Genomic DNA, 24,983 nt, shown 5'->3' with positions numbered 1-24,983 from the left:
ACCATCCTACTTCCTTTTCATTTCAATTGTAATCATATAATCATCAGGGTCATTATTTTCTTTGACTTTAACCTTAATACCAGATTCTTTAGCTAATTTTACAGCACGTTTAATTGTATTAATTTGAACTTTCATATCCTTGGGTATTCGATTAACCGCACGCTGTGTTTGCTCTGTTTTTGCCTGTTCCTTAATTTTGGCTTTTTTATCCGCAAAATATCCCTCAACATCACGAGCAATCTTTTCTGTTTCACTGACATTAAGATTATTAGCTAATACCTCATCAAGTACTCGACCCTGATCTTTCTCGCTTAATCCGACTAAACTGCGACCATGCCTTGGCGAAATTTCACCACTAGCCAAATAGCTCTGTACTTTGGGAGTTAACTTTAATAATCTTAATTTGTTAGCTACATATGATTGTGATTTACCAATATTTTGCGCTAATGTTGTCTGAGTTAAATGATTCAACTGCATTAAGTTACTATACGCTTGTGCTTCATCAATTGGATTTAAATCTTCCCGTTGCAAGTTTTCAATTAAGGCAAGAGAAGCAGCCTGGCTATCGTCCATATTATTCACAATAGCCGGGATACGTTCCCATGCTAAATGCTGCGCTGCCCGAAAACGTCGTTCACCGGCAATGATTTCATAATCTTCACCCTTTTCACGAACAATGATCGGTTGCAATAAGCCATCTTTATCAAGTGTTGCCGCTAATTCACGAATTGATTCGTCAGAAAATTCTCGTCTTGGTTGATAAGAATTTGGCTTGATCTTAGTTAATTTAATATCTTGAATTTGTTTATCCTTTGAAATTTCGTCATGATGACGTAAAGACGAAAAAATTGACATATCAAGTCCTCCTATTACTGAATTGGTTTACGATGAGGGGTGCCCGCTTGGCGCGGATACTTCTTGGGTGTAGACTTTATTTTTTGAATAAGAACTAGTGTTCGTTCTTCATTACTATCTGGTAATCGTAATTCTTCTGTTTTAAGCACTTTACCACCAAGTACACTGATAGCCTTTTGACTTTTTGCTAATTCACTTTCAGCTTTTGGTCCCTTCAATGCCACAAAATAACCTTTCTGCTTAGTTAGTGGCAAACAATATTCACTTAAAACTGCCATATTAGCTACCGCACGCGCAGTAACAAGGTCAAATTGTTCACGATAAAGTTTGTTTTGACCGATATCTTCAGCACGACCATGAACAAGTTTTACATCCTTAAGATTTAAATTATTGACTAAGTCTTGCAAAAAGGTCAATCTCTTTCCTAGTGAATCAACTATTGTTAATTTTAGACTCGGTTGCATTATTTTAAGTGGAATTGAAGGAAAACCTGCACCTGCTCCGACATCACACAAAGTATAACCTGCTTCAAAAATATCATAAAAAGCAAATAGAGGTGTCAAGCTATCAAAGAAATGCTTGAGATATACCTCGTCAAGTTCCGTTATCCTTGTAAGATTAACGTGCTTATTTGCAGCTACTAAGATATTAAAGTATTGCTTAAATTGATTGACTTGGTTTTCATTTAAGTTAAAATTACGTTTTGCTAGTTCTTGGACAAATTTGTCAGGATTCATTTTTCACCCGTGAAACCTTGTTTCACACTCTTTAAATTTAACGCTAAATTTGGCTTATTGTAAAGCCATTACATCTCTTTAATTATGAAATATTTTTTGACAGTCGTCAAAGTCTAAGTGTAGGAAATAAGTTATAATATCGTCAAAGGAGAAAAAAATGATTATTACTTTAATTGTTCTGGCTTATTTGATCAGAAAAACATATAAGGGTTATCAAACTGGTTTTACAAAATTAGTCATCAATCTAATTTTTGCAGCCATTGTATTCATTGCTGCCATCTTCTTTCAAAATCCAGTTGGCAACTGGCTTTATGCCCAAATTACTGGTAAAAGCATCCAAACCACACTCACTCCTGGTGATAATCTCATGCTCTTTCGCTTTTTGGCGTTCTTCATTATTTTATTTATTGGTAAAATAGTGATCAAAGTTTTTAAAAGTTGGCTACCAAATAAAAATCCACATACATCAAGTTTTGGAAATATTTTAGATAGGGTTTTAGGTGCAATCGCATCTTTTTTTGCCGGTTACTTTTTCATCTATATTATTTTATCAATGCTTAATGCTTTGCAAAATCCATGGTTTATTCAACAAACATTAGATTCATCGTTCTTACGCTTCATTATTTACAATACACCTGGACTTTCTAACGGTATGTTTAACACTATCTTTAGTATTAGTCGCACTGCTGCATAAAACGACAATATCTATAAATAGCTAGTAAGATTGGCAACATCAAACAAAATGACCTTGATATTTTTAAGCAAAACATCAAGGCCATTTTTCATTTTATTCAAAATTATTATAAAAATGTTGCTGATTTATAATTAAAAACCAAATCAAATCAGTGTGATACAAATTAGTTTTAAGCTAATTATTCAAAATTATCATATTCAACGTGATTATCATTATAAACAAAGATAGCTCCAATGCGATTGGGCTTACTATGCCAGTCCTTGATTGGATGACCAGCAAAAAACAGCCTCTTGCATTCAATTTCTGCTTGTACAGAATCTTTAGTAAAAGTCGTTACTCCAGCTAGATCAGTTTCAACAGGATAACCTGTTCGCGGATCAATTAAATGGTGATATTTATGCCCATCGACTTCGAGATAACGTTCATAAGTACCACTAGTTACAGCTGAACATTCATGAACCATTTCTGACGTAATATTTTTACCACGAGACTCCTTGGGATCTTGAACACCAACGACCCATTGACCATTGACACGTTTAGGACAATCACCAACCAATAATATATTTCCACCTAAATTGATAATTCCTGCATGAACACCATACGCACGCCAATAATCGCGGATTCGATCTGCAATCCATCCCTTAGCAATACCGCCCAAGTCAAGCTCCATTCCTAGCTTCTTCAAAAAAACTGTTTGATTAGAATCATTTAACTCAACATTAAAAGGATCAATCAACTTCATTTTTGCTTTAATTTGATCTTCGGTCGGCACATGAGCTCCTTTAAACCCAATTGCCCATAATTTTACTACTGGGCCAATTAAAGCATTGAACCCAAAATTCTCCCGACTTTTCATTACTGCCAATTTAATTAAATCATAAGTGCCACTAGAAACTTGCACTGGATGATCGCCTGCAGCATGATTAACACTCATTACTTCTGATTTATCCCGGTTTACTGTTAACAAATCTTCATAGTGATCAATTAAATCAAACGAATGGCTAATTATGTCTTCTTGGGCATTTCCAAATATTTGCAACGTGATTGATGTACCCAATGCGTGATGTTCACCAACTACTTGTTTCAATGCGATATTTTCAATCATTTTTTCTTATTTCTCCAAATACTTTTCTCTAATAATCATTTGCATCTGTTCACTCACTCCCAGCTGATTAATAATAAAATTATCTAGTCCACCATAGTTTTCACGTATCGAGATTAAACTAGTATCTAAAAAGATATTGGCAACTGATCCTAAAACACGCATATTGGTACGAAACTTATCATTTTCGCCTATTTCTTTAAACTTTTGATCACGCACAGCACGATAATTATTAAGCAAATAATTAGAATAAAGATAATCTTGCCGAATCACTTCCATATCAACACCTAAAATATACAAGAGTATTACTGTCACTAACCCTGTTCTGTCTTTTCCTTCAGAGCAATGATATAAAATTGCCCCCTCATCAGTTTCTGTAATTAGTTGCATTATTTGGTAAAAACTATTTTGAGCAGCTTTATTAAGAATATGATTCCGATACCGCCAACACATTCTACGTAAGCCAGCATATTGATCGTGACGATACTTCTCAAATTCTCTCTTCATATTTAAGCCATTGCCTCCAGTATTATCCTCGGACGACAAGGGTATTAAGTAGTGTGCTATTCCTGGTAATTCTTGATCAGGATTTTTTTGATATTCTGCTGGTGAACGCAAATCAATAATTTTTTTGAGACCGTAATTAAGCAAAAATTGACTGTCCTCAGCTGTTATCTTACTAATATTACCAGAACGTAATAATCTATGTGACCTGATTCTACGACCTTTGTAACCCAAATAACCGCCTAAATCACGAGGATTTCGAACAGATTTTATTGGTAAAACAACTGGATCAGTCATTTCAATATCCTTTCTAAAATAAACAAAAAATAATCGGACAGGTACTCCTATCCGATTATTTTACTCTCTACTAGCTGTTCTAGCAAAAATTTATTTATTGGCCTGTTCAACAAACTTAAAGAAGTTGTCCATCATTCCATCTAGTTGTTTAACAGTTGCTTCATCGGTAAGCTCACCAGTTTCTTTATCAAACTTACTTGGAGCTTGCCCAATTAATATTTCATTACCTGGCAAAACATTAGCGCTCATATCTGGTGAAAGTAAAATTTCACGAATATCTTCTTGCGCACGACCACTACCTTGACCACCATGTGAAGCACCGGCAACCGCAACAGGCTTCATCTTCATAACATTTGGTCCAGCATGTGAACCAAGCCATTCAAGACTGCTCTTTAATGCAGCAGGAATAGTGTGATCATATTCTGGTGTTGTAATTACAATACCATCAGCATTTTTAATATCTTCAATCCAAGCCTTAATTGTATCATCAGCCATATCCGTTCTTGAAAACGGAGTTAACTTATCAATTTCTTTTACTTCAATTTCTGCTTTATCACTATAACGCTTAGCTATAAATTGTGCTAAAAAGCGGTTATATGAAAAAGATGCATTTGTACCGACAATTGCTAATAATTTCATTCCTGGTCCTCCTACTTAGTAACTTGTGCGTACCAATCATCAACTTCATCGAAGAAGTGACCTAAGAATTCAACGGTTGACTTATCAACTAAGTCACCATTTTCATCAAATTGTTTCGGTGCGTTGCCCATCATGAACTCATCACCATTAAAGACTTCGGCGTTAAAGCCTGGGGCAGTAAGTAAACTCTTTAACCGACTTTGAGAACGAGATGCACCTTGAGGCATTGGTGAAGTTGACACAATCACAACTGGCTTACCTCTAAATGGATGAGTTGCGCAAGACATCCATTCTAACGCACTACTTAAAGCACTGGTTACTGAGTGCTGTTGTTCCGGTGAACCAAGTAATACCAAGTCGGCATCCTCAATTTCCTTACTCAAAGTTTGAATAGACTCAGGAGTATCTTCACCCTCTTTAAACATTGGCAGACCTTTAACTGACGCCAGTTTAAAGTCATATTTATTAGAGAATTGCTTAGCTATAAATTTAAGCAACGCCTCATTAAACGAATTATTGGCATTTGAGCCAGATAATGCAAGTATTTTCATAAAAACCACCTTTCAGAAAACTAATTTCTTTACTAATTATAGCATATGGTAATTTTTTTAACATAAACTTGCTTAAAGCAGACCTTAGCTTTTATTTAACTTATAAAATCAGTTTTTATCGTCACTGGAATCAAATAACGAAATTTTTCCATTTTTACTGAGCCAATCATTACGAATTGCATCGTTAACTTGCGCTTTCAATACATTGACAATTTGATCTTGCGAAAAATGAGCAATTTCATTAACAATTAGTGAGGCAATTCCCATTGTGGTAATCCAATTTGCAATAACAACATTCTTAACTTTGTCGTCAGAATATTCCGTTTCAGGGTATTGTTCTGTAAACTTCTCAACACCTAAATCAATCAGAGTATCTGAAATCACCTTGCTACCAAATTTACCATCAACAAACATGGCTCGGAAAAGATTTTGATGTTCCTTAGCAAAATCAATATAAGATAAATCCATATCAATCAACGGTTCGTTAATATATGTTTTTTGTAGAATACTATTTTTTAAATTATCTGCAATTTTACCTAAAACTTCCTGACGCAGCTCATCCATCCCACTGAACTCAAGATATAAAGGCTGCGTTGAAAAATGTCCTGCATTAGCAATATTGCGTGCAGTAAGACTCTCCATCCCATCTTTAACAACCAGTTTATAGGCAATATTTAAAATCTTTTTTCTTCCTATTTCTTTTTTTCTCGCCATTGGTTTTCCCTTGACTATCTTCAGTAACTGCTACTCTTAACTAATTGTAATTTATTTATCTTAACAACCAGTCTACTTAAAAAACTCTAATTTTTTAGAAATTCGTCATAATAGGTCGAAACCATATCGCTTACTTCAGCTTTACTTAGACCTTGTGACGCACAAAATGAAAAAAATGCCGCCGATATAATATAACCTCTTTCACGGTCATCGGTTAAATTTTCCGAAAATTTCATATTAATACTTTCATTTTTATAATCAGTTGATACTTCAATTGATTTATCTCGCGGAATTTCTTTCATTACTACACCTCAAATCACTTTATCGGCTTTAAATTCATGCTCTATTAACAGCAATCACCTAGATAAAAATACTAATACAAAATTTAAAAATATATGCTAGTTGATTATTATTCTTACTCAAAAAGTAATTCTTTTAACAGAAAAAAACTCCCAATCAACTACTTATATGATTCCAAAAAATAACAATTAATTATCTAACATTTAGAATAGTAAACTTAAAACAACTTTGTCAAGTAAAAAAATAATTTTTTATGCCAGATTTTTTATGAAAATAATTGTACCTACAAAAAAGAATGATTTTATCATCCTTTCAAAAAATTTATAATATTAAATCATTACAGGAAAAACTAACTTTCTTTAGTCATTTGACCATCCATCATTTCATATATGTGATCTGCATATTTTTCTAATCGTGGATCATGCGTTACTAAAATAACTGCTTTATGATAATTTTTAGCTAAATTCTTAAATAATTGACCAACCTCATCAACATTTTTACTGTCAAGTGATGCTGTCGGCTCATCTGCAAGCAGCATCTCTGGATTAGCATATAGAGCCCGAGCAATCGCTGCTCGTTGCTGCTGACCACCTGATAATTCATTTGGATATTTATTCACTAAACCAGAAATTCCTAACTGACCTAATAATTTTGCCAATGTAGCTTTATCGATATTACCTGATTTTTTAACCTGATTAACTAGATCAAATTGTTCTTTAATCGTTAAAAATGGAACCAAGTTATAAGATTGTAAAACAAAGCCGATTTGGTTTAAACGTAGTTTATTGCTTTCTTTAACACTTAGTTCAGATATATCTTTTCCTTTAATTAAGACTTTACCAGCTGTCGGCTTTTGTAGAGAACCAACCACGGTTAAGAAAGTACTCTTACCAGCACCCGAAGGACCCATAATCAAAACAACTTCACCTGCATTAGCTTGAAAATTGATATTTTTAAGTGCCTCAACAGTTGCTTCGCCTTTACCATAATTTTTTTGAACATTTTTTAATTCAATTACTGTCATCTTTATTCACCTATTGCTTTTGCTGGATCTACTTTTAAAATTGATCTAACAGGTATTAGACTACCAATAACACCCATTAACAACATACCAATTATTCCACTTAGCATAATTGTAGGCGTGAAACTCATTGGAACAGCTGCTGGCAATAATTTAGCAGTTAACAGCATCGCCAAAAAGCCAAGAAAAACACCTGTAATAACCAAAATAATTGATTGACTAATTGTTGCTCTTACTAAAGTACCACTTGGGATGCCTTGCGCACGCATTACAGCAAAATTATGCATTTTTTGCATCGTTAGAATGTATAAAAAAACAGCGATAATAATTAATGAAATTATAAACAAAAAACCAATCATTAACTGAAATGTCATGTTTTGAGCCGTATAGCCCGGCAATTTGGTAATAAATTGCTTTATAGGATAAGTTTTGTTATTTCCATGATCATTATAATAATTTGATCGTCGAGAAATAATTGCTGATGCCTGCATTGTTGGAATACCCTGACGTAATGTTTTCCACATAGGTAAAGTACCATAAACAATTGGAGCAATATTGATTTTAGCATTTCTAGCAAAACCAACGATTCGGTATTTTTTCTTGGAACCATTTAATTCCAGTTTGTCATTTAATTGATAACCCTTATCTTTAAATGCTTGATCAACTACAACCTCATCGCTCTTGTTGGCTTTTCTACCGATAATTATTTCTAAACCTTGATAGATAAATTGATCCTTTTTTATACCAATGAACTGAGCAGACACCTGCGTTCTTCCTTTGCTTTTAACAACAACTGGCGTCTGTCCTAACAATGCCTCATTATTGGTCATCTTGGCATTTTTTAAATCGGCCTTGTTTAGAACTGACTGACTCATACTGACATTAGCATTTTTATTTAAAACGACTTGCTTAGCCTGCCAAGATACAATTGCCTGCGTATTTTCACTGGCAAGACCTACTGCTAACGAGGATAAAACAAAAATTAGATAACTGATTAAGAAAATCATTAAAATAATCAAACCATAACGCATTTTTTCACGTTTTATCTCTTTTATTGCTAAAAACACTACTTTGCTCCTTCTTCTAATAATTCAAGTCCAGCCTTTAGATAGGTTAAAATCTTTTCTTTTTGATTTTCATTTTCGAGAATCATTCTAATTGCAGAATGACTAAGTACCATTGCACTCCAATTCTGACTATTCAGTTGAAGCAATTTTACATCAGGAAAATGCTGCGATAATGCGTATTCATTATACAGAATATGCATTTTAACCAGATTAGCGAATTTACTTGTCTGAGTTTGGTCTATAAAATTTACGACCATTTTATAAAAAATCCCAGAACTAAATTTTTGCATTTTTCTCACAGGGATATGAATTTGAAGCATTGCATAATGATACAAATATTGATACGCATCTTCCAAATCTGTGAAATACTTGTAAAAAGAACCACGAGAAATTCCTGCATTCTTCACAATTCTTGCTACCTGAGATTTTGACAAGGGATATTTGCTAAATTCATTAAGCAACGCATCAGTTACCAGATCTTTTTTGGCTAGTGGCAAATTAATAAAAGTTTCTTTTACCATTTCCTTGAATTTTTCTCCTCCAAAAGTGACACCGCGTCACTAAAAAATAAGAATAACGCTCTACTAATTAGCGGTCAACTAAATTGCTTAAGCGATTCAACTGAATAGAGTATTTAATAAAATATCTTTTAAATCATTAATAACAAAAAATACTCTTAAGCTAAAATCCGATTATAATAATTAATTCTGGCAATTCCTTTACGATAAGAAATTTTACCTAACGCACAATTATCCATCGTTTCAAATCCATTGATATCACCACCAGTAAAATAATGCGCAAACATCATTCGGATCAGGGTTCCATGACAAATCACCAAAATCTTTTTCTCTGAATAATTTTCCTGCATTTCTACTAAGAAATTACCACAGCGTTCATCAAGTTCTTGGAACGTTTCACCACTCGGTGCATACTTAACATAATTATCGTTGGCTTTACCCCACGGATCGATACCAGTAGGATATTTCTGTTTTAATTCTGAAAGTGATTTTCCATCCCATTCACCGAAATTAAATTCAACTAATCGCTGATCCAGAATAATTTCTTTTTGCTTTTTTGTAAAAATCTGTGCAGTTGTTACAGCGCGTTTCATCGGGCTGGAAAAAACAAAATCAAAATCGCTCGGATCAAAGTTAGTTGCAGCCTTTTTCGCATATTCTCTTCCTTCCACACTCAAATCATAGTCAAAGTGTGAACCTTGAATTTTATGATTTTTATTTAAGGTTGTTTGTCCATGACGAATAAAAACAATTTCCATATTAATTCAGCCTTCCGTAAATATTTCTAATGTCGTTTGAAATCATATTCCGTTCTAAAAACATAGTTGTTTTCATCACTAATTTGTCCAACAAATTTGAAACCAAAATCATTAAATTTTTGTAAGTCTTCTGGTTTACTCAACTGCTCTTCAGCAATCAAACGCACCATTTCTCCTCGTGCCATCTTAGCGTGAACCCCAACAACTTTCCAAGAATCATTTTTCTTTTCTTGAAATTCAATATTAATCATTCGGCGTCTTTCAGTTAAATATGGCATGATAATTTTAGAGTACTCTTTAGACGCCAAATTAATAAGTGTTTGATCTTCAGCAAAAAGACTATCAGCTATGGTACTGTTCCAAAATTTATACAGATTGGGCTCACTAAATCCCAACATTTTATTTTTCATCTCTAAACGATACGGCCATACCCCATCAAACGGTTTTAAAACCCCATATAATCCAGACAAAATGCGAACATTTTTTTGCAGATATTCAAGTGCAGGTAGAGTAAAAAGATCAGGAGCCATATATTGATATTGAATGCCGGAATAAGAAATGATGGCCGGAGTTAATCCGTCAGTTTGAGCTAAATTCAACTCAAAGAGTTGATTTTGACCTTCTTTAGCTGTACGTTCACTCACCTGCCAAATTGTTTTTAATTCACTTAAACTACATTTTTTTAAAAAATCTGCCAAGACTTTTGCTTGAGTAATAAATTGAGGAATTGATCTTGTCGGAAAAGATTCTTGATCAACTTTCATTTTCATTGCTGGAGAGATAATAATTTTCATCTTTCGTATTTTCCACCTTTTGGGTTAAACTTAGTAAGTAATCTGTACTGAGGAGAGATAATAATGAATCCTGATTTTGCTATCATCTTAAATTTTAAACTAAAAAATGCTAAAGATATAGACCCCGACTTTTTGGTAAGAACTGCTCGTAATATTGGTGCTCGAGCAATTAGTGTTGATTATCAAGAAGATAAATTTAAAGTATTTGGAGAAAAATACACAATAAAATTGGTTGAAACTAGAGATGGCAGTAATCTTACTGCAACAAATGTTATAGATACTCTAGTTACCAACCGAAAAAAAGGCCAGCAAACTATTATTAATATTCCTATTGAAAATAATGGCTCCTTTAGCAAAGAAACAAAAGATATGTTAGAACATATTAACGACTGGATGCATATTTTTGGCCATGCCTTTAACGAAAGTGAACCATCTTCTTTAAAGGTTGCCAATAGTGGATTTGCTCTGCAAAATCGACACATGAATTATCAAAAGTATATTTTCTTAAAAAATTATTCAAATAAAAATATTGAAATTTTGGGACTTGATCATCAGCCGAATCGAATTGAAATGATCGAAAATAGGATCGAATTGAAATTTACTTACGAAGAAGACAAATTAACAATTGACTTATCAAACGCTCCACACAGTAATTTTGCTTGGCAAGTTTTGCGAATTCAGGAGCATCGGCCTGAAGATGACCTCAAAGAAACAAAATATTAATAAAAAGGCTGCTTACCTACTAGGTAGCAGCCTTTTTATTATATTACTTTCTTTTAGCATGAGTCTTAGATTGAGCATTAGTTTGTCCATAATATGCATTCTTACCATGCTTGCGATAATAATGCTTATCTAATAAATATTGTGGCAATTCTGAACTTCGGTGTGTTAATTCAAATGTGTGAAAATCTTCTTGAGCTACAACTTCCAAAACTTTAGCATTATAAACTGCTTTAGCTGCTGTCTCACCCCATGCAAATGGTCCATGTTGACTAACCAAAGCAGCTGGTGTTGCCTCATAGTCTAAATGACGGTCTTGAAATGTTTGCACAATGGTCTTACCAGTATTACCCTCATAGTCTTCTGCTATTTCTTCTTTGGTCAAAGCATTCGCTGCTGGCACATCAGTGTAAAAAGTATCTGCATGTGTCGTGTTTAATGCAGGGATGTCCATATTGGCTGCCGCAAAAGAAACTGCCCAAGGTGAGTGCGTATGTACTATTCCACCAATCTTCGGAAAATGATTATACAGATATGTGTGCGTTGGTGTATCTGATGATGGATTTAGCTTTCCTTCAACCACCTCTCCTTTAAGATTAACAACCACCATATCTTCTGGGGTCAATTTCTCGTAATCAACTCCTGATGGCTTAATAACATATAGTCCTTGTTTACGATCAATTCCAGAAACATTACCCCATGTAAAGGTGACTAGTCCTAATTTAGGTAGCTGCATATTTGCCTCATAAACTTCTCGTTTTAATTGTTCAAGCATTACAATTTTCCTCACTTTACTTTTTCTTGCTCAATTCCAACTTTTGCAAAAATATTATCAAAAAATGATTTCGCAGCTTTCACTTTATCTAGTGCATCAATTTCGCCATTATCACCTGACCACATTTCAATTGTGAAACTACCATGATAATCTAATCTTACTAATAGTCGCAATAATCCTTCAAAATCAACACAACCTTCACCAAATTTGACATTTTTAAATTGTCCTTTTGATGTGGCTGTTACTTTTTGGCTATCTTTTAAATGAATAGCACAAATAGTATCTATATAATTTTCAAATTCAGTAGGTACATCATTTTCTGGCCAAGCACTCAAATTTCCTAAATCTGGGTATGCCTGCAACCAGGGACTTTTAGCTAAATCATGATAATGACTAATTTTACCTAAATTATTAATGAATTGATCATCCATCGTTTCAATTGATAACATAATGTTCTTTTGTGCAGCCATATGCACACATCTAATCAAGTTTTCAACAAAATATTCCCGAGAAGATGCGGTTTTATTTTCATAGTAAACGTCATATCCCGCCATTTGAATATTATGAATACCAAGATCAACACATAAATCAATTGCCTTTTGCATCATGATAAGTGCTTGTTTTCTTACAGCAGGATCAGCCGATCCAAGTGGAAATCGTCTATGACCAGAAAGCATTAAATTATTGATCCGTGTATTAGTTGCCCACATTGTATCTCGGAACTTGCCTCTTTGCTCATGGGTCCAATCAAGACGAGACAAACGCTCATCACTTTCATCAATTGAAAATTCCAAAAAATTAAAACCTAATTCATGAATTAACTCAAAAGTCTCGCGCCATGATAAATGTTGCGGTAAGGCTTTTTCATAAATCCCCAATGAATTTACTGTCATTATTAATTCTCCTAATTGTTAATAAAGTTTAAAATAAAAAGGGAATTTAATGAAATAAATTCCATTAATACCCTCTTTACAATTAACCCCAAATTCTGTTGATCTCTTTTTTAAATTTCATCGCTTCTGCATGAGGATCTTCAGCTTCTCTAATATCTCGTCCAGCAATAAAGGTATATACAGGAACTCCCTTAAAAAGTTGTAATATTTCCGGATGAACACCACCTGTAACAGAAACTTTAAAACCCATTTTTATTAGGTTTTTTACATTCTCAACATCTTTTTCAGACCATTTCTGTCCGGCAAATTTAGCATCACGGCTTTGATGATAAACAACTTGTTGAATACCATGATCAAGCCATTGTCTCATTTTACTTTCATTATCCCAACCTTCATAAAGTTCAACTTGTACTTCAATTTCCTTTTGTGCATTACTCATAGTTGGAACTGTTGCTGCATTAATACACGTCATCCAATCGGCTCCCGCCTCTTTACATGACTTCCCACATTTTTCACCGGCATCTGCACACTTGACATCTGCCAATACGATTTTGTCTGGTGCCATTGCACGTAAGTTGGATACTGCACTTAAGCCATCTCTATAAACGAGGATAGTACCTGTTTCTACAACATCAATTACATCTTTTACTTGTCTTAAGACGTTAATTGCTTCTGCAGTATTATTACAATCCAAAGCAACCTGCAACATTGGTAAATCCATGATTATCTCCTAATTCTTTTTAAACTTAGTTGGAATATCAGAAGCATTTACTTTTTCTTCTACTTCACTTGCAGAAATAACGTTTTTTATTCCAATAACTTCTCCACCACGTTTTTTTACTTCATCAAACATATTAATGAATGGTACTGAGGTGAATACAACATCATAATTACGAGCAATCCCTTTAGCTTCTGAAATGGAAGTATGGTCAGCTTGTGTAATCTGATATCCCATTTTTTCTAATGTATTCTTAACTGTTCTCAGAAGCATTAAACTTGTTCCTGAACCATTTGCACATGCAGTTAAAATTTTCATATTGTAAAATCCTTTCTAATTCTTTTCATTTATTTTTTGCCATGCAGGATAATCTTCTGTAATTAAGAAATATCCATCTGGATCAGCACGATATTGCAGCTGTGGAATTGCAATTAAAATAATTACGATTATTGCTACGCCAATAAATCCTAAGTACTTCATAATCACTGTAAAAAATGGCCATACCGTTGCCCAATCAAACATACCAAGATATCCACCATATTTTGCCATTCCGACCCAGGTTGCAATTAAAGCTGAACCAGCTACTTGGATTAGTCCAGATATGAACGGCATTATCATCGCACACTTATAACCACCACGATTGTTTGAATATAAGCCAATAACTGCATTATCAAAGAACAATGGAATAAAACCCGCAATTACTAATGTCGGTGAATGGAACAACAATAGTAGGATTATCATTGTAAATTGACCTAAAGTACCAAACATAAACCCAATGGTCTGAGCATTCTGAGAACCAAATCCTAGAGTTGCTGCAACATCGATGCCTGGTACTGCACCGGGTAACCAACGATCTGAGATTCCTGTGAATGATTCTGTTAATTCATTAACGAAAGTTCTAACACCTAACTGTAAGATTGCTAAGTATACTGAAAATTGGAGAGCAGTCTGAAGAATATAAAAGATAAAACTTTGGCCTTTTTGCATAAAATGTGCCTTAACCAAATAATCTGGCCCAAGAACCACTAAAATTGCCCCAATGAATATCAACATTAAAATCGAAGTAGACACCATATTATCGTTAAAAATTGACATAAAACTGGGGAGCTTAATATCTTCTAGTCGCTTATTCTTATTTTTATTTTTCTTTAACGAATGCTTTTCAATCATTTCTGAGAGTTTCGCAAAGAAATAAATACCAAACATTTGTTGATGAGCAACAGCAAAGCCAGCGCCTTCAGTTAGTTCTTGTGTTATTCCAACGGTAAGATTTGATCCCACAGCCCAATAAAGACCTAGAATCAAACTCATAATAGCCAAGATTGATAGTCTATTTAATTTTGGAAAACAAAATAATATCAGCCAAAACGCAGTTGCAGCTTGTTGTACTTGAACATTACCAGTTGTAAAGACTGCTCTTAATTTAGTATATTCGGAAAAGCGAACCAAAACAATATTAATGATATAAGCAAAAAGCAACAACAGCATCGTATCAGCAAACGAACGTCCGAAACGTTCCATGATTCCAGCGTTAACAGCATTTTGTCCAAAATATGGATCAATGATCATCGCATTCAAATGAAAACGCGATTTTAATCCAACTAAAATTGGACGAAATGTATTGACTAGTCCACCCGAGCCAGCTGCTAATATAAAATAACCAACCGTTGCCTTTAAAAAACCAGATAATACTTCGTACCACTTTTTATGCTCAAGAATATAACCAATTAAAACGATGAAACCAATCATAAAGGCCGGTTGATTCAAAACATTCGTGGCAAAGTAACTCCAAATAGCTAATAAAGCATTCAAAATATTTTGCATTTTACTTACTCTTTTCTACAATCATGTCATGCTTTTGAATAACTTTGCAATAATCGTCTAAGCTTTTCACATGACATAAATCTTCGATCATGCCATCCTCCATTAATAGGTTAGATAAATTTGCAATATTTTTCATATGAGTTTTATTATCCTTAGCTGCCAACATGAAAAATAATTGCGCATCTTTATCAGAATCATTGTGATCAAAGGAAACTTTTTCTGGAAAAATAGTTAATCCAATTCCTGTACCAAGTACTCCCGAACTATCAGCTTGAGAATGTGGCATCGCAACTCCAGGCACAATTACAATGTAAGGCCCATATTGCTTAATATCTTCAATTACCTGATCAATATACTTATCGGTAACAAGATTATTTTCTTTCATTACTTCCCCAGAAATTCTGATAGCTTCCTGCCAATCTTTAGGATGCTTTTGACTAATATTTATCAAATGATTTTCAAAAAAATAACGTAACATGGTTTCCTCCTACCATATAATTAACTAAAAAGTGAATTATAATAACTCTGGGAATGGTAGGTCAGGATTGTTCTTAAACGCATCGTGGAAGCCCCTGTCATACATGTATTCAATCTTATCTTTATCTTGTGGGAAGTTGAATTCACCACCAACTTGCCAAATATATGGCTTAAATTGATACTGAAGACGATTTTTCTTTCTATTCCATAAAGCCAAAATATCTTTAGGATCACTGTAAAAGTTAGTCCAAATATCATAGTGCATAGGAATAATTACTTTAGTATTCAATGCTTCAGCCATTCTCAAAACTTGAGAATCATCTAATTTATCAGTGATACCACGTGGATTTTCACCATATGCACATAACGCAACATCAATCTTGTTTTCGTTACCATGTTTTACGAAAGTATTTGAATAATGTGAATCACCAGAGTGGTACAAGTTGCCTCCAGAAGTTTCTACTAAGTAGTTAACAGCTACCTTAGCCATATCGATTGGCTTAGTGCCTGCAAGCTTAACATTAGGATCATCTTCAGTGACTAATTCAGTACGGTCAAATGCTTCTAAAGCTTTAATTGTTACTGCTCCAACTTTTATTTCATCGCCTGGTCTTACTACAGTAATCTTTTCAGCTGGAACCCCCCACTCTTGCCATTCATCTGCAACGCCTTGTGGGCCGATAAACTTAGCATCTGGGCAATACTTATTTACACAAGCTGCAGTATACATATCCAAATGATCATGGTGAGTGTGTGTTACACAAAGAGCATCTAAGTCTTTGATAGCAAATGGATCAATTACATAAGGCTTATTACGCATGTTTGGTTGCATTGCCTCGCCACCAGTCATCCGCATCATTTGGTGACCCTTGCGCATCTTGCCATCTCCATGAGTATGCTTACCGGTACCATTCCACATATCAATTGCTACATTCGTGCCTTCATGTGTCTTTAACCATGTACCCATGCAGCCTAACCACCAAATTGCAAAGGATTTTTCTGGTACTTTTTTAGCAGCAATTTGTTCGTTTAAAAATGTACCCCATTCTGGAAAGTTGTTTTCTGCAAAAACAGCTGGTGTAACTTCATTTATATTTTTAGGTTGTGTCATTTTTGTCCTCCATAAGATTTATTTCTTTTTCTAGTTAAATTATATTGTTAATTGGTATCGTTTTCAATCATATTTTATGGTATTAAGATTTTTTTATGGTATTTTTTCACAAAAAGTGATTAAATAATCTTAATTTTCATATTTTATGTTACTTTTGATAAAAATAAGGAAATTCAAAATGAAAAATTCATATAAAGAAATTCAAGCTAGACGTAAACAGATTATTGATTTACTTAATCATCAGAAAGTTATTTCATTAACTGACCTTAGTCAAAAACTAAATGTATCAATAATGACTGTACGTAGAGATTGTAGTAATTTAGCTAATCAAGGGAAAATATTACAAGAAAAAGGGAAAATCTCATTAGTAAAGCCAGAAGAAATACCTTTAACAGATTCTGTAAGTTACATTAAGCAACGCATAGGAAAAGAAGCTGCTAACCATATTGAGAAACATAGTTGGGTATTTATTAATTCAAGCACCTCTGCTTTTGAATCAATACCTTATCTATTAAAAAAAGACGTTAATATATTGACTAACAATGGATACGCTGGCGAACTTGATACTAGGACAAGTAACAGTAAAATCATTCTAAGTGGCGGCAATATTAATCGGAAACTAATTATGAGTGGTGATTGGGCTGTAGATGCTTTTCTAAAAATTTATGCTGACTGGGCCATTATTGGTTGTGCTGGAATAAGCATAGAGAGAGGAATTTCAACCCCATTTATGGAAGAAGCCAAAGTTAACAAAGCAATTATTAAACATGCCAAGAAATTAATTGTTGTTGCTGATTATAGTAAGTTTAATAAGTTTTCTAACTTTATGATTGGAAAAATTTCAGATATTGACTTACTTATTACTGATTCATTTACACCTAGAGCAACAGTGGAAAATTTTATAAAAGCTGGTGTACAAGTTATTCAAATACAACTTTAGTTAAAAATTTCATGAGATATACGTCAATCATCTTATAGTTTTAAACCATAATATGATTTATTTTAAATATCCAAAAAAGCTCGATACATAAAGTTGTATCGAGCTTTTACTTAAGCAATAACTTACTTTTCTAAATAATTGATTTTCTTTTGATAATCAGATATTAATAATTTTAAATTTTTCTTGCCACGATATTTGCCATAAGCAATTATAGCTGAACTAAACATACTAATTAATAATAAGATAATGCCGATAATAAATAACCAGATTGTTCGTCTATAAAAGTAATAACACAACACAAAACCAATCGCACCAACTGCTAAGAAAAACTGTAACCAGTATTGTAAATTTTGTAACATTCTTTTTTGATATGTGACTTCTTCTTGATATCCTTCAGTTATTTTTTTAGCATTCATTATTTGCCCCTCTTGATGAGACTTAATATTTCAACCCTGGGTTGAATACTCCAAGAACGACGCCAGCAAAAGCAATGACTATAAGGATAATCATTGTCCAAATAGCTGAAACATGTTTCTTAGCCATTAACGGGAATTCATGAAATTATTATGCACAAACAAAAATATCCAACGCGAAGTTATGAAAACAAATATGGGAGCATCAGTTTTACCTAGCGTTATTAACAGTCCTGCCTGCCAAAGAATTCTTGATGAAAAAGTCATCAATTATCATAATTTAACTACTAAAAAATTAGATTTAATTATGACAGACGGTTCTACAATACCAAAATTCAAATCTTATAATTCCAAAATGGAACGGCTTGATTATAAAATTCAAAGTGCTTTAAAGACAGGAGATTTAGAAACGCAATTATTTAATATTCAATTACAGGTTAACCATAATAACAATGAGTAACTATTAAGTAAAAAAGACACATTCAGCGTTATCCACTAAATGTGTCTTTTTATTTTATTGATTCAAATAGTTAATTATCTGCTTAATTGCAGTACTCTTTTGCTCTTGTGAAAGTTCATCATCTTTAATGACTTCAATCGCATGTTCAGCAATTGAAAATATTTGTTTGTCATCTTCATCATCGCTTGCTAAATAACTTATTTTTAAGAATGACTCTAAAACCGTAACATTATTATCTTTTAGTGCATTATTGATAATTGTCTTAAGCATAATCTTCATATTACGAGTTTTTTTACGTTTTGCACGCATCTTATCAAAATATGGTAAAAACAATGCAACACAAACTGCTGCGATCTCTGCACAAGCTGTTACCCATTCTGACAATGGTCCTATTTCCATAATCTCACCTCAGATTTTATTATACTAAGGATAGTGAGACTGGTAAAATTTTTATTTTATCCATCAAATCAAATTTAGACATTTCTTAAGTAATCATATCAAAATTTAAACTTCAAACATGAAACATTGCTTCCTCAATTCGTTACGATTTCCTAATATTGATTATAAAATCTTGAAATATGTTAATCCAACAACAATTACCATCATTGCAATAATGAGCATCGCTGCATGCTTACCATTAGTCTTTTTCAAAATATAGTAAACTGCTGTTGTCACAAGTAAACTTAATAACCCAGGCATTATTTTATCAAACATTGATTGTAAACTAATTACGTTATTACCAACCTTACTTGAAACGTTTGAGTGGACCGCAATTTTAATTGGCGTACTTATTTTGATTACTGTAGAAATTAATGCACCGACTACCATTAGTCCAACAACATTCGCCATCGTTGAAATTTTTTGAATAACATCGCTTTGCTGATTACTATTTAAAAAATCAATTCCTTTTTTGTAACCAAAAGAAACTGCATAATAACGTGCACCCATGTTAATAATATTATATAAAATAAACATTAAGATAGGGCCAAAAACACTACCACCAAATGCTATTGATGCACCGATACTACCAACAATTGGCAGCCAAGTAAATTTAATTAAACTATCTCCTAAACCAGCTAAAGGTCCCATTAAACCTGTTTTTAATGGATTGATTCCTTCCTTTTCATCTGCTGGCGTAGTTTCTTCCATCGCAGCTGATAAACCTAAAATCACAGCATCGAAATTAACATGCGAATTATAAAAAACAAGGTGTCGCTTCATTGCTTCAGATAGATCTTTTTTATCAGGATATATTTTAGCTAATGCGGGAGCAATTGCTCGCATGAAACCCACACCCTGTAAGGTCTCATAATTAAGCGTAATTCTCATTGTGTTCAATCGCATAAACATGCGCCATAAATCACGATTGTTTAACTTATGTTCTGGCGCAGTCAATTTTTCATCGGTCATAAGTCATAATCCTCCTCATCTTCATCACCAATACTTGCTTGTACAGGTTGACTTGCAACTGCTTGATTTGCTAACTCTCTTGTTGCTCTTTCATACAAGAAAGCAAATACTATAGCAATCAAAGTAATTGGTAAAATGTCTAATTTTAAATAAGAAGATAGAACAAATCCTAAAATAACAAACATCCAAAGTTCTCTTTTTTTCAACATTGTCATCATTAACAAAGCAATACCCACCGATGGTATAATTGATCCTGCTGTACTTAAACCATTGATAATAAACTTTGGTAAATCATTAATTGCTTGCTGAATAGCTCCTGCACCAAACTGTAAAGCTAAAAAGGTAGGAAATGCACGAGTAAAACCATATAAAAGTGCTGGTGGCCAAGTCAACCAATATGTTCCTTTTACATCAGCATTATCAGCTAACTTCTTAGCCCAGCCGTTAAGAGAACAGTTAACAGTTTCAATTAGGACAAGCAATTGTTGTGCCAAAATTGATGTAGGAACAGCCAATGTGATCGCAGTCGCAACCATAGTTGAAATCGACCCATTACTATTTCCCATAATTGCAAGCGATGTACTAATCATTGTCCCAGTAATTAAATCTGGTGCCATATAAGCACCGACATCACCGATTCCCATCCACATAATTTCTAAAGTAGCACCAATAATTAATCCTGCTTGTAAATTACCCAAAATAATACCAACAATTGGTGCTATCAAAAGTGGTCTACGAAACATTTTAGTGCTAACATCATCAATTCCTAAAAGAAAAGCTAAAGCAGTTAAAATAAAGACTTTCATTTCTCTAAAACCTCTCTTAGTTTTACAGCTCCATCAGTTGGAACCATTTGAATTTCAACATCAACACCGTGGTCCATTATTCTTTCTAATGCATGTTTTTCGTCATCTGTTAAAAACACAGCCTTAGTATATTGCTTACGCTTATCATTACCACGAATACCACCAATATTTAGGTTTTCAATCTTATAACCGTTATCAACAATTTCTTCCACTGTAAACGGAGATGCGAACAACAGCATTGTTCTTCTAGTTACTGGATTATTAGGAACAATTTTTAAAAATTTTTCTGTAGTAAAAATATGCAATTTAATGTTACGCGGTACGCTCATTTTTAGAACGTTCGATTGAATCTTGTCTTTTGCAACGGCATCATCAACAATGATTACCTGCTCAATTTGTTTAATATTTAACCAGGTTGTTACTACTTGTCCATGAATCAAACGATCATCTATTCTACAAAATTCCACTGCCATCTTCTTGTTCCTCTTCTCTAAATCTTTCTGAAATATTTTGAAAACCCATTTTATATGATTTTTCAAGTGACTCGGCTAGTTCATTTAAATTTCGATTACGATTGGTAAATAAATCTAAAAGCATTGGTAAATTTAAACCGCTTAATACCAAAGTGTTTTCCTGTTTTAAGCAAAATGCACCGCTGACATTCGAAGGAGTGCCTCCTAAAATATCACATAAAATGATTATTCCTTTACTAGTATCCAGATCCATTAACAATTTTTCCATTTGGCTTTTTGCTTGTTCTAGATTCATATCTTCTTTAACTGCAAGATATGCACAATTTTGTTGTTTTCCTACAATCATTTCAGCGCTGCGTAGAGCTTCTTTTGCAAAAAAGCCATGACTAGCCAATATAACAGCTACATTAGAGGATTTATCTATCATATTGCGTTCCTTCTTCTAAATAAAAATTTCTTACATTATTAATCTCATCCATTGTTATGCCAAAATGCTTTTGAAAATAATTTTCTGGAGTATCGAACAGGTCGTAAATTTTATCAATTGCTGCTTTAATATAACTTTTTCTTGTATCTATCATCGCCATTAAATAATCAAGGTATGATTTTTCTTGCACAAGTTCTCGATACAAATCATACTTTAGCTGATTTCGATCTCTACGAATTGTTTTGGTAATCATATAATCTTGAATAATATCCTCCTCCTTTATATTCAATAACAGTAGGATCAGCATTGAACCAAAACCGGTTCGGTCTTTACCCCCTCGACAATGATGAAATAAAGGTAAGTTTTCTTTGCGACACACTGCCTTGATCATTCTGCCGTATGCTTGTTTGGCAACTGGAGATGTAACTAAATCTTGGTAACTTTCAATAACATTTTCGCCACGGTCATTAAGATATTTGTTAGGAACTTCTCCATTTTTTATAGATTGCACCAGTTTTTCGTTTTCACCTCGCAAATCAACAACGTTAGCTGCAGCTTCGGAAAAACTTGACTGGGGGTCACAATTTAAAACCTGAATAACCGTTGATAAAAATTTATTGGGATGATATTGCCGTTCATGTGGTGAACGATAATCAACAATGGTTTTAAAATGATACTGTGTTAAAACCTCAATATCATTTTTATCCAGTTTAGATAGCTGATCCCCACGGAAAAGAAGCCCCCACTTTAAAAATCTCCCATCCTTTGATTCATATCCTCCCATGTCACGAATATTAATTGCATTATTCAAAGGAAGCACTCGTTCTGTAAATAGATTTGTTGAAAAGTCACCATTTTCAGATTTAATAATAAAGTATTGGGGCAAACTTGTACGTGGTACTTTAATTTGAAAAATACCATTAGAACTAGTTGCCAATTTCGTATTAATTCCCTTTACACTAGCTATATTGCCTGCCAATAATTCATAAGTACGTTGCTGCTTTGAATGATACAATTCAATAGTTACAATATCACCATCTCGTTTTATTTTTATATTATGCAAAATATATGGTTGTTCTTTCATTTTTATGGAACCCCTTTCACGATTGATTATATTACAAGAAAATAATTTACGCAATTTTATTTTTAAGAAAATAATTTTTACAATAAACAAATAAAATACACAATAAACAAATAATTTCTTTGCATAAATTAAAAATTTTAAGAATTTAATTGATAAAATAATCTTAAATATACACTGCCATTAGTAACTTTAATTTTATTTTTACCTATATCCTTTGATAATTAGCTACTTTCTAGATTTGATCTAAATGAAACAATAAAAATAATTAATAATATTAAATCTTGAGGAAAATCATTTTCATTAAGTATAGTAATTCATTATAATTAGTAATATAAAAAGTCAATATGTTTTAACTATTACAAAAGGAATGAATTTATTTTGAACCCACTTGTTGCAATACAAAAAAATTATTTACGCTTTTCTAAAAATGAACGATCCATTGCTGATTACATTTTACAAAACAGTCCTAAAATTAATAATATGAAAATAACTGAGTTAGCTCATAATACTAAAACTTCCTGTGCAACAGTTACTCGTTTTGTTAAAAAAATTGGTTGTACAAGTTATTCCGATATGAAAGTAGATATTAGTCAGCATTTAATTAAGAATATATCTAGACAAGAAAATGATATTTTAAGCGAAGTATTTAGTTTTTACCAAACAGTTATTAAAAATACTCAACAAATGATTGATCAACATTCAATCAAACAATTTATAAACCTATTAAAAAGTCAAGAACATATTATTTTAATAGGTTCAAGTAATTCTGGTGTTTCAGCAGAAGCTTTTGGTCTTCGGTTGATGCGAATGGGTTTTGACGCTCAGAGCTTTATTGATCCAAATTGGATGAAAATGCGTGCAAGTATCTCAACTAACAAAGATTTATTTTTGGCAATTTCAAATAGCGGAACTACCAGCTCTATTGTTGAGACTTTAAAAATTGCTAAAAAGCAATTTGCAAAAATAGTATCAATTACGAGCTACCTTGATAATCCTGTTGCTCAAATTAGTGATTTGATTTTTCATGTTTATAATCCCAGATTTACTGACAACGAAAAATTTATTAATTCTCAATTTTCGAATATGTATTTGATTGACATCTTAACATCTTGTTTACAAGAAGAAGACAAATTTAAAGATTCAATGCAGACAACAAGAATTGCCGTTGGAGATAAATAAAAATAATTAATTTGTATTAATAAGTAATCTACTGCTTCTAATTTTGTTTTTAGTAAATATTTAGACATAAGAAAACCCCCGAATTGGAATCTTTGTCCAATTCCGGGGGTTAGCTTCAGGTTTTTTCTTGCTTTTTTATTATTTTATTTATTTCCTTCAGCTCTTGATTTATAAATTCCTTCAGCCGTGTTAATTATTAATTCTTCGCCATCCTTTATAAAATCAGGAACTTGAACAACTAAACCAGTTTCCATTGTTGCTGGCTTGCCTGAACCCGTAACTGTCGCACCTTTAATCCCTGGTTCAGTGTGAACCACTTTCATTACAACTGTTGCTGGAAGTTCGACACCAAGAAGCTTACTATCATTAGCAAATTCTAGTTGTACTTCAATATTTGGTATTAAATAAAGTTTGTCATCACCCAATTGGCTTTCAGAAACCTCATATTGTTCATAAGTCTCCGTGTCCATAAATGTATAAGTATCCCCTTCACTATAAAGAAACTGGGCATTTTTCTTTGTAATGTCAATTAGTTCAACTTTCTCTGTTGGTCTCATGGTCTTATGAACCACAGCTCCACTTTCTATATTACGCAAATCCATTTGCATTACAGTGTTGCCTTTGCCCGGCTTATGGTGATTAGCCTTAAGCACTCTAATCATTTTTCCATCTTGACTGAAAACCATACCCTTTTTTAAGTTAATTGCTTGAACCATTTTTAT

33 protein-coding genes and 1 pseudogene are annotated in these 24,983 nt (G+C 33.1%); 5 read left to right on the top strand and 29 right to left on the bottom strand.

Features of this window, described 5'->3' with window-relative positions; genetic code table 11:
- Window positions 1–6 precede the first annotated feature (6 nt).
- Both noc and rsmG read right to left on the bottom strand, forming a co-directional pair.
- A complete protein-coding gene (gene noc, locus F5ESL0246_RS01030; RefSeq protein WP_122017705.1) occupies window positions 7–855 on the bottom strand; it encodes a nucleoid occlusion protein in 849 nt (282 codons plus the stop codon).
- Between the two features lie 14 nt (window positions 856–869).
- Window positions 870–1,592, bottom strand: coding sequence for a 16S rRNA (guanine(527)-N(7))-methyltransferase RsmG (gene rsmG / locus F5ESL0246_RS01025; RefSeq protein ID WP_122017704.1), 723 nt, complete (start codon window positions 1,590–1,592; stop codon window positions 870–872).
- A 157-nt stretch (window positions 1,593–1,749) separates the two neighbouring features.
- Here rsmG and F5ESL0246_RS01020 point away from each other — a divergent pair, with 157 nt between their 5' ends.
- On the top strand, window positions 1,750–2,286 hold the full coding sequence (locus F5ESL0246_RS01020) for a CvpA family protein (protein WP_122017703.1): 537 nt from the start codon (window positions 1,750–1,752) through the stop codon (window positions 2,284–2,286).
- Between the two features lie 178 nt (window positions 2,287–2,464).
- Here the strand turns inward: F5ESL0246_RS01020 and F5ESL0246_RS01015 are convergent, their stop codons facing one another.
- The 11 genes from F5ESL0246_RS01015 to yaaA form a co-directional block, all read right to left on the bottom strand.
- Window positions 2,465–3,391 carry an FAD:protein FMN transferase gene (locus tag F5ESL0246_RS01015; protein ID WP_122017702.1) on the bottom strand — a complete coding sequence of 309 codons (927 nt, stop codon included), beginning with the start codon at window positions 3,389–3,391 and terminating at the stop codon, window positions 2,465–2,467.
- 6 nt (window positions 3,392–3,397) lie between these two features.
- Entirely contained in the window at window positions 3,398–4,189 is a 792-nt protein-coding gene (locus tag F5ESL0246_RS01010; RefSeq protein ID WP_122017701.1) for a tyrosine-protein phosphatase, read from the bottom strand.
- 90 nt (window positions 4,190–4,279) lie between these two features.
- Window positions 4,280–4,828, bottom strand: coding sequence for an NADPH-dependent FMN reductase (locus tag F5ESL0246_RS01005; protein WP_122017700.1), 549 nt, complete (start codon window positions 4,826–4,828; stop codon window positions 4,280–4,282).
- An 11-nt stretch (window positions 4,829–4,839) separates the two neighbouring features.
- Entirely contained in the window at window positions 4,840–5,379 is a 540-nt protein-coding gene (locus F5ESL0246_RS01000; RefSeq protein WP_122017699.1) for an NADPH-dependent FMN reductase, read from the bottom strand.
- 108 nt (window positions 5,380–5,487) lie between these two features.
- Window positions 5,488–6,093: a TetR/AcrR family transcriptional regulator gene (locus F5ESL0246_RS00995; RefSeq protein ID WP_122017698.1), complete on the bottom strand. Its 606-nt coding sequence runs from the start codon at window positions 6,091–6,093 to the stop codon at window positions 5,488–5,490.
- A gap of 86 nt (window positions 6,094–6,179) precedes the next feature.
- Window positions 6,180–6,395: a hypothetical protein gene (locus F5ESL0246_RS00990; protein WP_122017697.1), complete on the bottom strand. Its 216-nt coding sequence runs from the start codon at window positions 6,393–6,395 to the stop codon at window positions 6,180–6,182.
- Between the two features lie 347 nt (window positions 6,396–6,742).
- Complete coding sequence (locus tag F5ESL0246_RS00985; RefSeq protein WP_122017696.1) at window positions 6,743–7,417, bottom strand: ABC transporter ATP-binding protein; 675 nt, start codon at window positions 7,415–7,417, stop codon at window positions 6,743–6,745.
- 2 nt (window positions 7,418–7,419) lie between these two features.
- A complete protein-coding gene (locus F5ESL0246_RS00980; RefSeq protein ID WP_122017695.1) occupies window positions 7,420–8,481 on the bottom strand; it encodes an ABC transporter permease in 1,062 nt (353 codons plus the stop codon).
- Window positions 8,481–9,002: a TetR/AcrR family transcriptional regulator gene (locus tag F5ESL0246_RS00975; protein WP_122017694.1), complete on the bottom strand. Its 522-nt coding sequence runs from the start codon at window positions 9,000–9,002 to the stop codon at window positions 8,481–8,483. Before F5ESL0246_RS00975 ends, F5ESL0246_RS00980 begins: the two co-directional genes overlap by 1 nt.
- 155 nt (window positions 9,003–9,157) lie before the next feature.
- Window positions 9,158–9,757, bottom strand: coding sequence for a histidine phosphatase family protein (locus tag F5ESL0246_RS00970; protein ID WP_122017693.1), 600 nt, complete (start codon window positions 9,755–9,757; stop codon window positions 9,158–9,160).
- A 26-nt stretch (window positions 9,758–9,783) separates the two neighbouring features.
- Window positions 9,784–10,551: a peroxide stress protein YaaA gene (gene yaaA, locus F5ESL0246_RS00965; RefSeq protein ID WP_122017692.1), complete on the bottom strand. Its 768-nt coding sequence runs from the start codon at window positions 10,549–10,551 to the stop codon at window positions 9,784–9,786.
- A 63-nt stretch (window positions 10,552–10,614) separates the two neighbouring features.
- Between yaaA and F5ESL0246_RS00960 the strand changes: the two genes are divergently transcribed.
- Window positions 10,615–11,274 carry a hypothetical protein gene (locus F5ESL0246_RS00960; protein ID WP_122017691.1) on the top strand — a complete coding sequence of 220 codons (660 nt, stop codon included), beginning with the start codon at window positions 10,615–10,617 and terminating at the stop codon, window positions 11,272–11,274.
- A 43-nt stretch (window positions 11,275–11,317) separates the two neighbouring features.
- Here F5ESL0246_RS00960 and F5ESL0246_RS00955 read toward each other — a convergent pair whose 3' ends face one another.
- The 7 genes from F5ESL0246_RS00955 to ulaG form a co-directional block, all read right to left on the bottom strand.
- A complete protein-coding gene (locus F5ESL0246_RS00955; RefSeq protein WP_122017690.1) occupies window positions 11,318–12,046 on the bottom strand; it encodes an L-ribulose-5-phosphate 4-epimerase in 729 nt (242 codons plus the stop codon).
- A gap of 11 nt (window positions 12,047–12,057) precedes the next feature.
- Complete coding sequence (locus F5ESL0246_RS00950) at window positions 12,058–12,939, bottom strand: L-ribulose-5-phosphate 3-epimerase (protein ID WP_122017689.1); 882 nt, start codon at window positions 12,937–12,939, stop codon at window positions 12,058–12,060.
- Between the two features lie 82 nt (window positions 12,940–13,021).
- Entirely contained in the window at window positions 13,022–13,660 is a 639-nt protein-coding gene (locus tag F5ESL0246_RS00945) for a 3-dehydro-L-gulonate-6-phosphate decarboxylase (protein WP_122017688.1), read from the bottom strand.
- 9 nt (window positions 13,661–13,669) lie between these two features.
- The gene (locus F5ESL0246_RS00940) at window positions 13,670–13,975 is read right to left on the bottom strand and encodes a PTS sugar transporter subunit IIB (RefSeq protein WP_122017687.1); all 306 of its coding nucleotides are present in this window, start codon (window positions 13,973–13,975) and stop codon (window positions 13,670–13,672) included.
- A gap of 15 nt (window positions 13,976–13,990) precedes the next feature.
- Window positions 13,991–15,481, bottom strand: a complete 1,491-nt coding sequence (locus F5ESL0246_RS00935) for a PTS ascorbate transporter subunit IIC (RefSeq protein WP_122017686.1) — start codon at window positions 15,479–15,481, stop codon at window positions 13,991–13,993.
- A gap of 1 nt (window position 15,482) precedes the next feature.
- A complete protein-coding gene (locus F5ESL0246_RS00930; RefSeq protein ID WP_122017685.1) occupies window positions 15,483–15,959 on the bottom strand; it encodes a PTS sugar transporter subunit IIA in 477 nt (158 codons plus the stop codon).
- A 36-nt stretch (window positions 15,960–15,995) separates the two neighbouring features.
- Window positions 15,996–17,069 carry an L-ascorbate 6-phosphate lactonase gene (gene ulaG, locus F5ESL0246_RS00925; RefSeq protein WP_122017684.1) on the bottom strand — a complete coding sequence of 358 codons (1,074 nt, stop codon included), beginning with the start codon at window positions 17,067–17,069 and terminating at the stop codon, window positions 15,996–15,998.
- A 178-nt stretch (window positions 17,070–17,247) separates the two neighbouring features.
- Between ulaG and F5ESL0246_RS00920 the strand changes: the two genes are divergently transcribed.
- A complete protein-coding gene (locus F5ESL0246_RS00920; protein ID WP_122017683.1) occupies window positions 17,248–18,009 on the top strand; it encodes a DeoR/GlpR family DNA-binding transcription regulator in 762 nt (253 codons plus the stop codon).
- Between the two features lie 122 nt (window positions 18,010–18,131).
- Here the strand turns inward: F5ESL0246_RS00920 and F5ESL0246_RS00915 are convergent, their stop codons facing one another.
- Together F5ESL0246_RS00915 and F5ESL0246_RS08325 are read right to left on the bottom strand one after the other, a co-directional pair.
- Complete coding sequence (locus tag F5ESL0246_RS00915; protein WP_122017682.1) at window positions 18,132–18,425, bottom strand: DUF202 domain-containing protein; 294 nt, start codon at window positions 18,423–18,425, stop codon at window positions 18,132–18,134.
- 22 nt (window positions 18,426–18,447) lie between these two features.
- Window positions 18,448–18,555: pseudogene (locus F5ESL0246_RS08325) on the bottom strand (PTS system mannose/fructose/sorbose family transporter subunit IID); the annotation flags it as partial.
- A 9-nt stretch (window positions 18,556–18,564) separates the two neighbouring features.
- On the opposite strand from F5ESL0246_RS08325, the gene F5ESL0246_RS00905 reads away from it, so the two are divergent.
- Window positions 18,565–18,882: a hypothetical protein gene (locus F5ESL0246_RS00905; RefSeq protein ID WP_122023455.1), complete on the top strand. Its 318-nt coding sequence runs from the start codon at window positions 18,565–18,567 to the stop codon at window positions 18,880–18,882.
- A gap of 54 nt (window positions 18,883–18,936) precedes the next feature.
- On the opposite strand, the gene F5ESL0246_RS00900 is transcribed toward F5ESL0246_RS00905, so the two are convergent.
- From F5ESL0246_RS00900 to F5ESL0246_RS00875, 6 genes are all read right to left on the bottom strand, one after another.
- Window positions 18,937–19,281 carry a hypothetical protein gene (locus tag F5ESL0246_RS00900; protein ID WP_122017680.1) on the bottom strand — a complete coding sequence of 115 codons (345 nt, stop codon included), beginning with the start codon at window positions 19,279–19,281 and terminating at the stop codon, window positions 18,937–18,939.
- Window positions 19,282–19,443: 162 nt separating this feature from the next.
- Window positions 19,444–20,292, bottom strand: a complete 849-nt coding sequence (locus F5ESL0246_RS00895; protein WP_122017679.1) for a PTS system mannose/fructose/sorbose family transporter subunit IID — start codon at window positions 20,290–20,292, stop codon at window positions 19,444–19,446.
- Entirely contained in the window at window positions 20,289–21,098 is an 810-nt protein-coding gene (locus F5ESL0246_RS00890; protein ID WP_122017678.1) for a PTS sugar transporter subunit IIC, read from the bottom strand. The genes F5ESL0246_RS00895 and F5ESL0246_RS00890 overlap by 4 nt, the downstream gene beginning before the upstream one ends.
- Complete coding sequence (locus tag F5ESL0246_RS00885) at window positions 21,095–21,571, bottom strand: PTS sugar transporter subunit IIB (RefSeq protein ID WP_122017677.1); 477 nt, start codon at window positions 21,569–21,571, stop codon at window positions 21,095–21,097. The genes F5ESL0246_RS00890 and F5ESL0246_RS00885 overlap by 4 nt, the downstream gene beginning before the upstream one ends.
- On the bottom strand, window positions 21,552–21,998 hold the full coding sequence (locus tag F5ESL0246_RS00880) for a PTS sugar transporter subunit IIA (RefSeq protein ID WP_118907252.1): 447 nt from the start codon (window positions 21,996–21,998) through the stop codon (window positions 21,552–21,554). The genes F5ESL0246_RS00885 and F5ESL0246_RS00880 overlap by 20 nt, the downstream gene beginning before the upstream one ends.
- Window positions 21,988–23,082, bottom strand: a complete 1,095-nt coding sequence (locus F5ESL0246_RS00875) for a tyrosine-protein phosphatase (protein WP_122017676.1) — start codon at window positions 23,080–23,082, stop codon at window positions 21,988–21,990. Before F5ESL0246_RS00875 ends, F5ESL0246_RS00880 begins: the two co-directional genes overlap by 11 nt.
- Before the next feature lie 378 nt (window positions 23,083–23,460).
- On the opposite strand from F5ESL0246_RS00875, the gene F5ESL0246_RS00870 reads away from it, so the two are divergent.
- The gene (locus F5ESL0246_RS00870) at window positions 23,461–24,261 is read left to right on the top strand and encodes a MurR/RpiR family transcriptional regulator (protein ID WP_122017675.1); all 801 of its coding nucleotides are present in this window, start codon (window positions 23,461–23,463) and stop codon (window positions 24,259–24,261) included.
- A 143-nt stretch (window positions 24,262–24,404) separates the two neighbouring features.
- On the opposite strand, the gene efp is transcribed toward F5ESL0246_RS00870, so the two are convergent.
- A complete protein-coding gene (gene efp / locus F5ESL0246_RS00865) occupies window positions 24,405–24,977 on the bottom strand; it encodes an elongation factor P (protein WP_122017674.1) in 573 nt (190 codons plus the stop codon).
- Between the last annotated feature and the right edge of the window lie 6 nt (window positions 24,978–24,983).

The organism is Lactobacillus sp. ESL0246, assembly GCF_003692965.1.
Lineage (GTDB): Bacteria > Bacillota > Bacilli > Lactobacillales > Lactobacillaceae > Lactobacillus.
This window is presented reverse-complemented; position numbering and strand designations above follow the sequence as displayed.

Coding starts and splice junctions, on each gene's coding strand:
- noc (WP_122017705.1), bottom strand. CDS start 855: ATGTCAATTTTTTCGTCTTTACGTCATCATGACGAAATTTCAAAGGAT.
- rsmG (WP_122017704.1), bottom strand. CDS start 1,592: ATGAATCCTGACAAATTTGTCCAAGAACTAGCAAAACGTAATTTTAAC.
- F5ESL0246_RS01020 (WP_122017703.1), top strand. CDS start 1,750: ATGATTATTACTTTAATTGTTCTGGCTTATTTGATCAGAAAAACATAT.
- F5ESL0246_RS01015 (WP_122017702.1), bottom strand. CDS start 3,391: ATGATTGAAAATATCGCATTGAAACAAGTAGTTGGTGAACATCACGCA.
- F5ESL0246_RS01010 (WP_122017701.1), bottom strand. CDS start 4,189: ATGACTGATCCAGTTGTTTTACCAATAAAATCTGTTCGAAATCCTCGT.
- F5ESL0246_RS01005 (WP_122017700.1), bottom strand. CDS start 4,828: ATGAAATTATTAGCAATTGTCGGTACAAATGCATCTTTTTCATATAAC.
- F5ESL0246_RS01000 (WP_122017699.1), bottom strand. CDS start 5,379: ATGAAAATACTTGCATTATCTGGCTCAAATGCCAATAATTCGTTTAAT.
- F5ESL0246_RS00995 (WP_122017698.1), bottom strand. CDS start 6,093: ATGGCGAGAAAAAAAGAAATAGGAAGAAAAAAGATTTTAAATATTGCC.
- F5ESL0246_RS00990 (WP_122017697.1), bottom strand. CDS start 6,395: ATGAAAGAAATTCCGCGAGATAAATCAATTGAAGTATCAACTGATTAT.
- F5ESL0246_RS00985 (WP_122017696.1), bottom strand. CDS start 7,417: ATGACAGTAATTGAATTAAAAAATGTTCAAAAAAATTATGGTAAAGGC.
- F5ESL0246_RS00975 (WP_122017694.1), bottom strand. CDS start 9,002: ATGGTAAAAGAAACTTTTATTAATTTGCCACTAGCCAAAAAAGATCTG.
- F5ESL0246_RS00970 (WP_122017693.1), bottom strand. CDS start 9,757: ATGGAAATTGTTTTTATTCGTCATGGACAAACAACCTTAAATAAAAAT.
- yaaA (WP_122017692.1), bottom strand. CDS start 10,551: ATGAAAATTATTATCTCTCCAGCAATGAAAATGAAAGTTGATCAAGAA.
- F5ESL0246_RS00960 (WP_122017691.1), top strand. CDS start 10,615: ATGAATCCTGATTTTGCTATCATCTTAAATTTTAAACTAAAAAATGCT.
- F5ESL0246_RS00955 (WP_122017690.1), bottom strand. CDS start 12,046: ATGCTTGAACAATTAAAACGAGAAGTTTATGAGGCAAATATGCAGCTA.
- F5ESL0246_RS00950 (WP_122017689.1), bottom strand. CDS start 12,939: ATGACAGTAAATTCATTGGGGATTTATGAAAAAGCCTTACCGCAACAT.
- F5ESL0246_RS00945 (WP_122017688.1), bottom strand. CDS start 13,660: ATGGATTTACCAATGTTGCAGGTTGCTTTGGATTGTAATAATACTGCA.
- F5ESL0246_RS00940 (WP_122017687.1), bottom strand. CDS start 13,975: ATGAAAATTTTAACTGCATGTGCAAATGGTTCAGGAACAAGTTTAATG.
- F5ESL0246_RS00935 (WP_122017686.1), bottom strand. CDS start 15,481: ATGCAAAATATTTTGAATGCTTTATTAGCTATTTGGAGTTACTTTGCC.
- F5ESL0246_RS00930 (WP_122017685.1), bottom strand. CDS start 15,959: ATGTTACGTTATTTTTTTGAAAATCATTTGATAAATATTAGTCAAAAG.
- ulaG (WP_122017684.1), bottom strand. CDS start 17,069: ATGACACAACCTAAAAATATAAATGAAGTTACACCAGCTGTTTTTGCA.
- F5ESL0246_RS00920 (WP_122017683.1), top strand. CDS start 17,248: ATGAAAAATTCATATAAAGAAATTCAAGCTAGACGTAAACAGATTATT.
- F5ESL0246_RS00915 (WP_122017682.1), bottom strand. CDS start 18,425: ATGAATGCTAAAAAAATAACTGAAGGATATCAAGAAGAAGTCACATAT.
- F5ESL0246_RS00905 (WP_122023455.1), top strand. CDS start 18,565: ATGAAATTATTATGCACAAACAAAAATATCCAACGCGAAGTTATGAAA.
- F5ESL0246_RS00900 (WP_122017680.1), bottom strand. CDS start 19,281: ATGGAAATAGGACCATTGTCAGAATGGGTAACAGCTTGTGCAGAGATC.
- F5ESL0246_RS00895 (WP_122017679.1), bottom strand. CDS start 20,292: ATGACCGATGAAAAATTGACTGCGCCAGAACATAAGTTAAACAATCGT.
- F5ESL0246_RS00890 (WP_122017678.1), bottom strand. CDS start 21,098: ATGAAAGTCTTTATTTTAACTGCTTTAGCTTTTCTTTTAGGAATTGAT.
- F5ESL0246_RS00885 (WP_122017677.1), bottom strand. CDS start 21,571: ATGGCAGTGGAATTTTGTAGAATAGATGATCGTTTGATTCATGGACAA.
- F5ESL0246_RS00880 (WP_118907252.1), bottom strand. CDS start 21,998: ATGATAGATAAATCCTCTAATGTAGCTGTTATATTGGCTAGTCATGGC.
- F5ESL0246_RS00875 (WP_122017676.1), bottom strand. CDS start 23,082: ATGAAAGAACAACCATATATTTTGCATAATATAAAAATAAAACGAGAT.
- efp (WP_122017674.1), bottom strand. CDS start 24,977: ATGGTTCAAGCAATTAACTTAAAAAAGGGTATGGTTTTCAGTCAAGAT.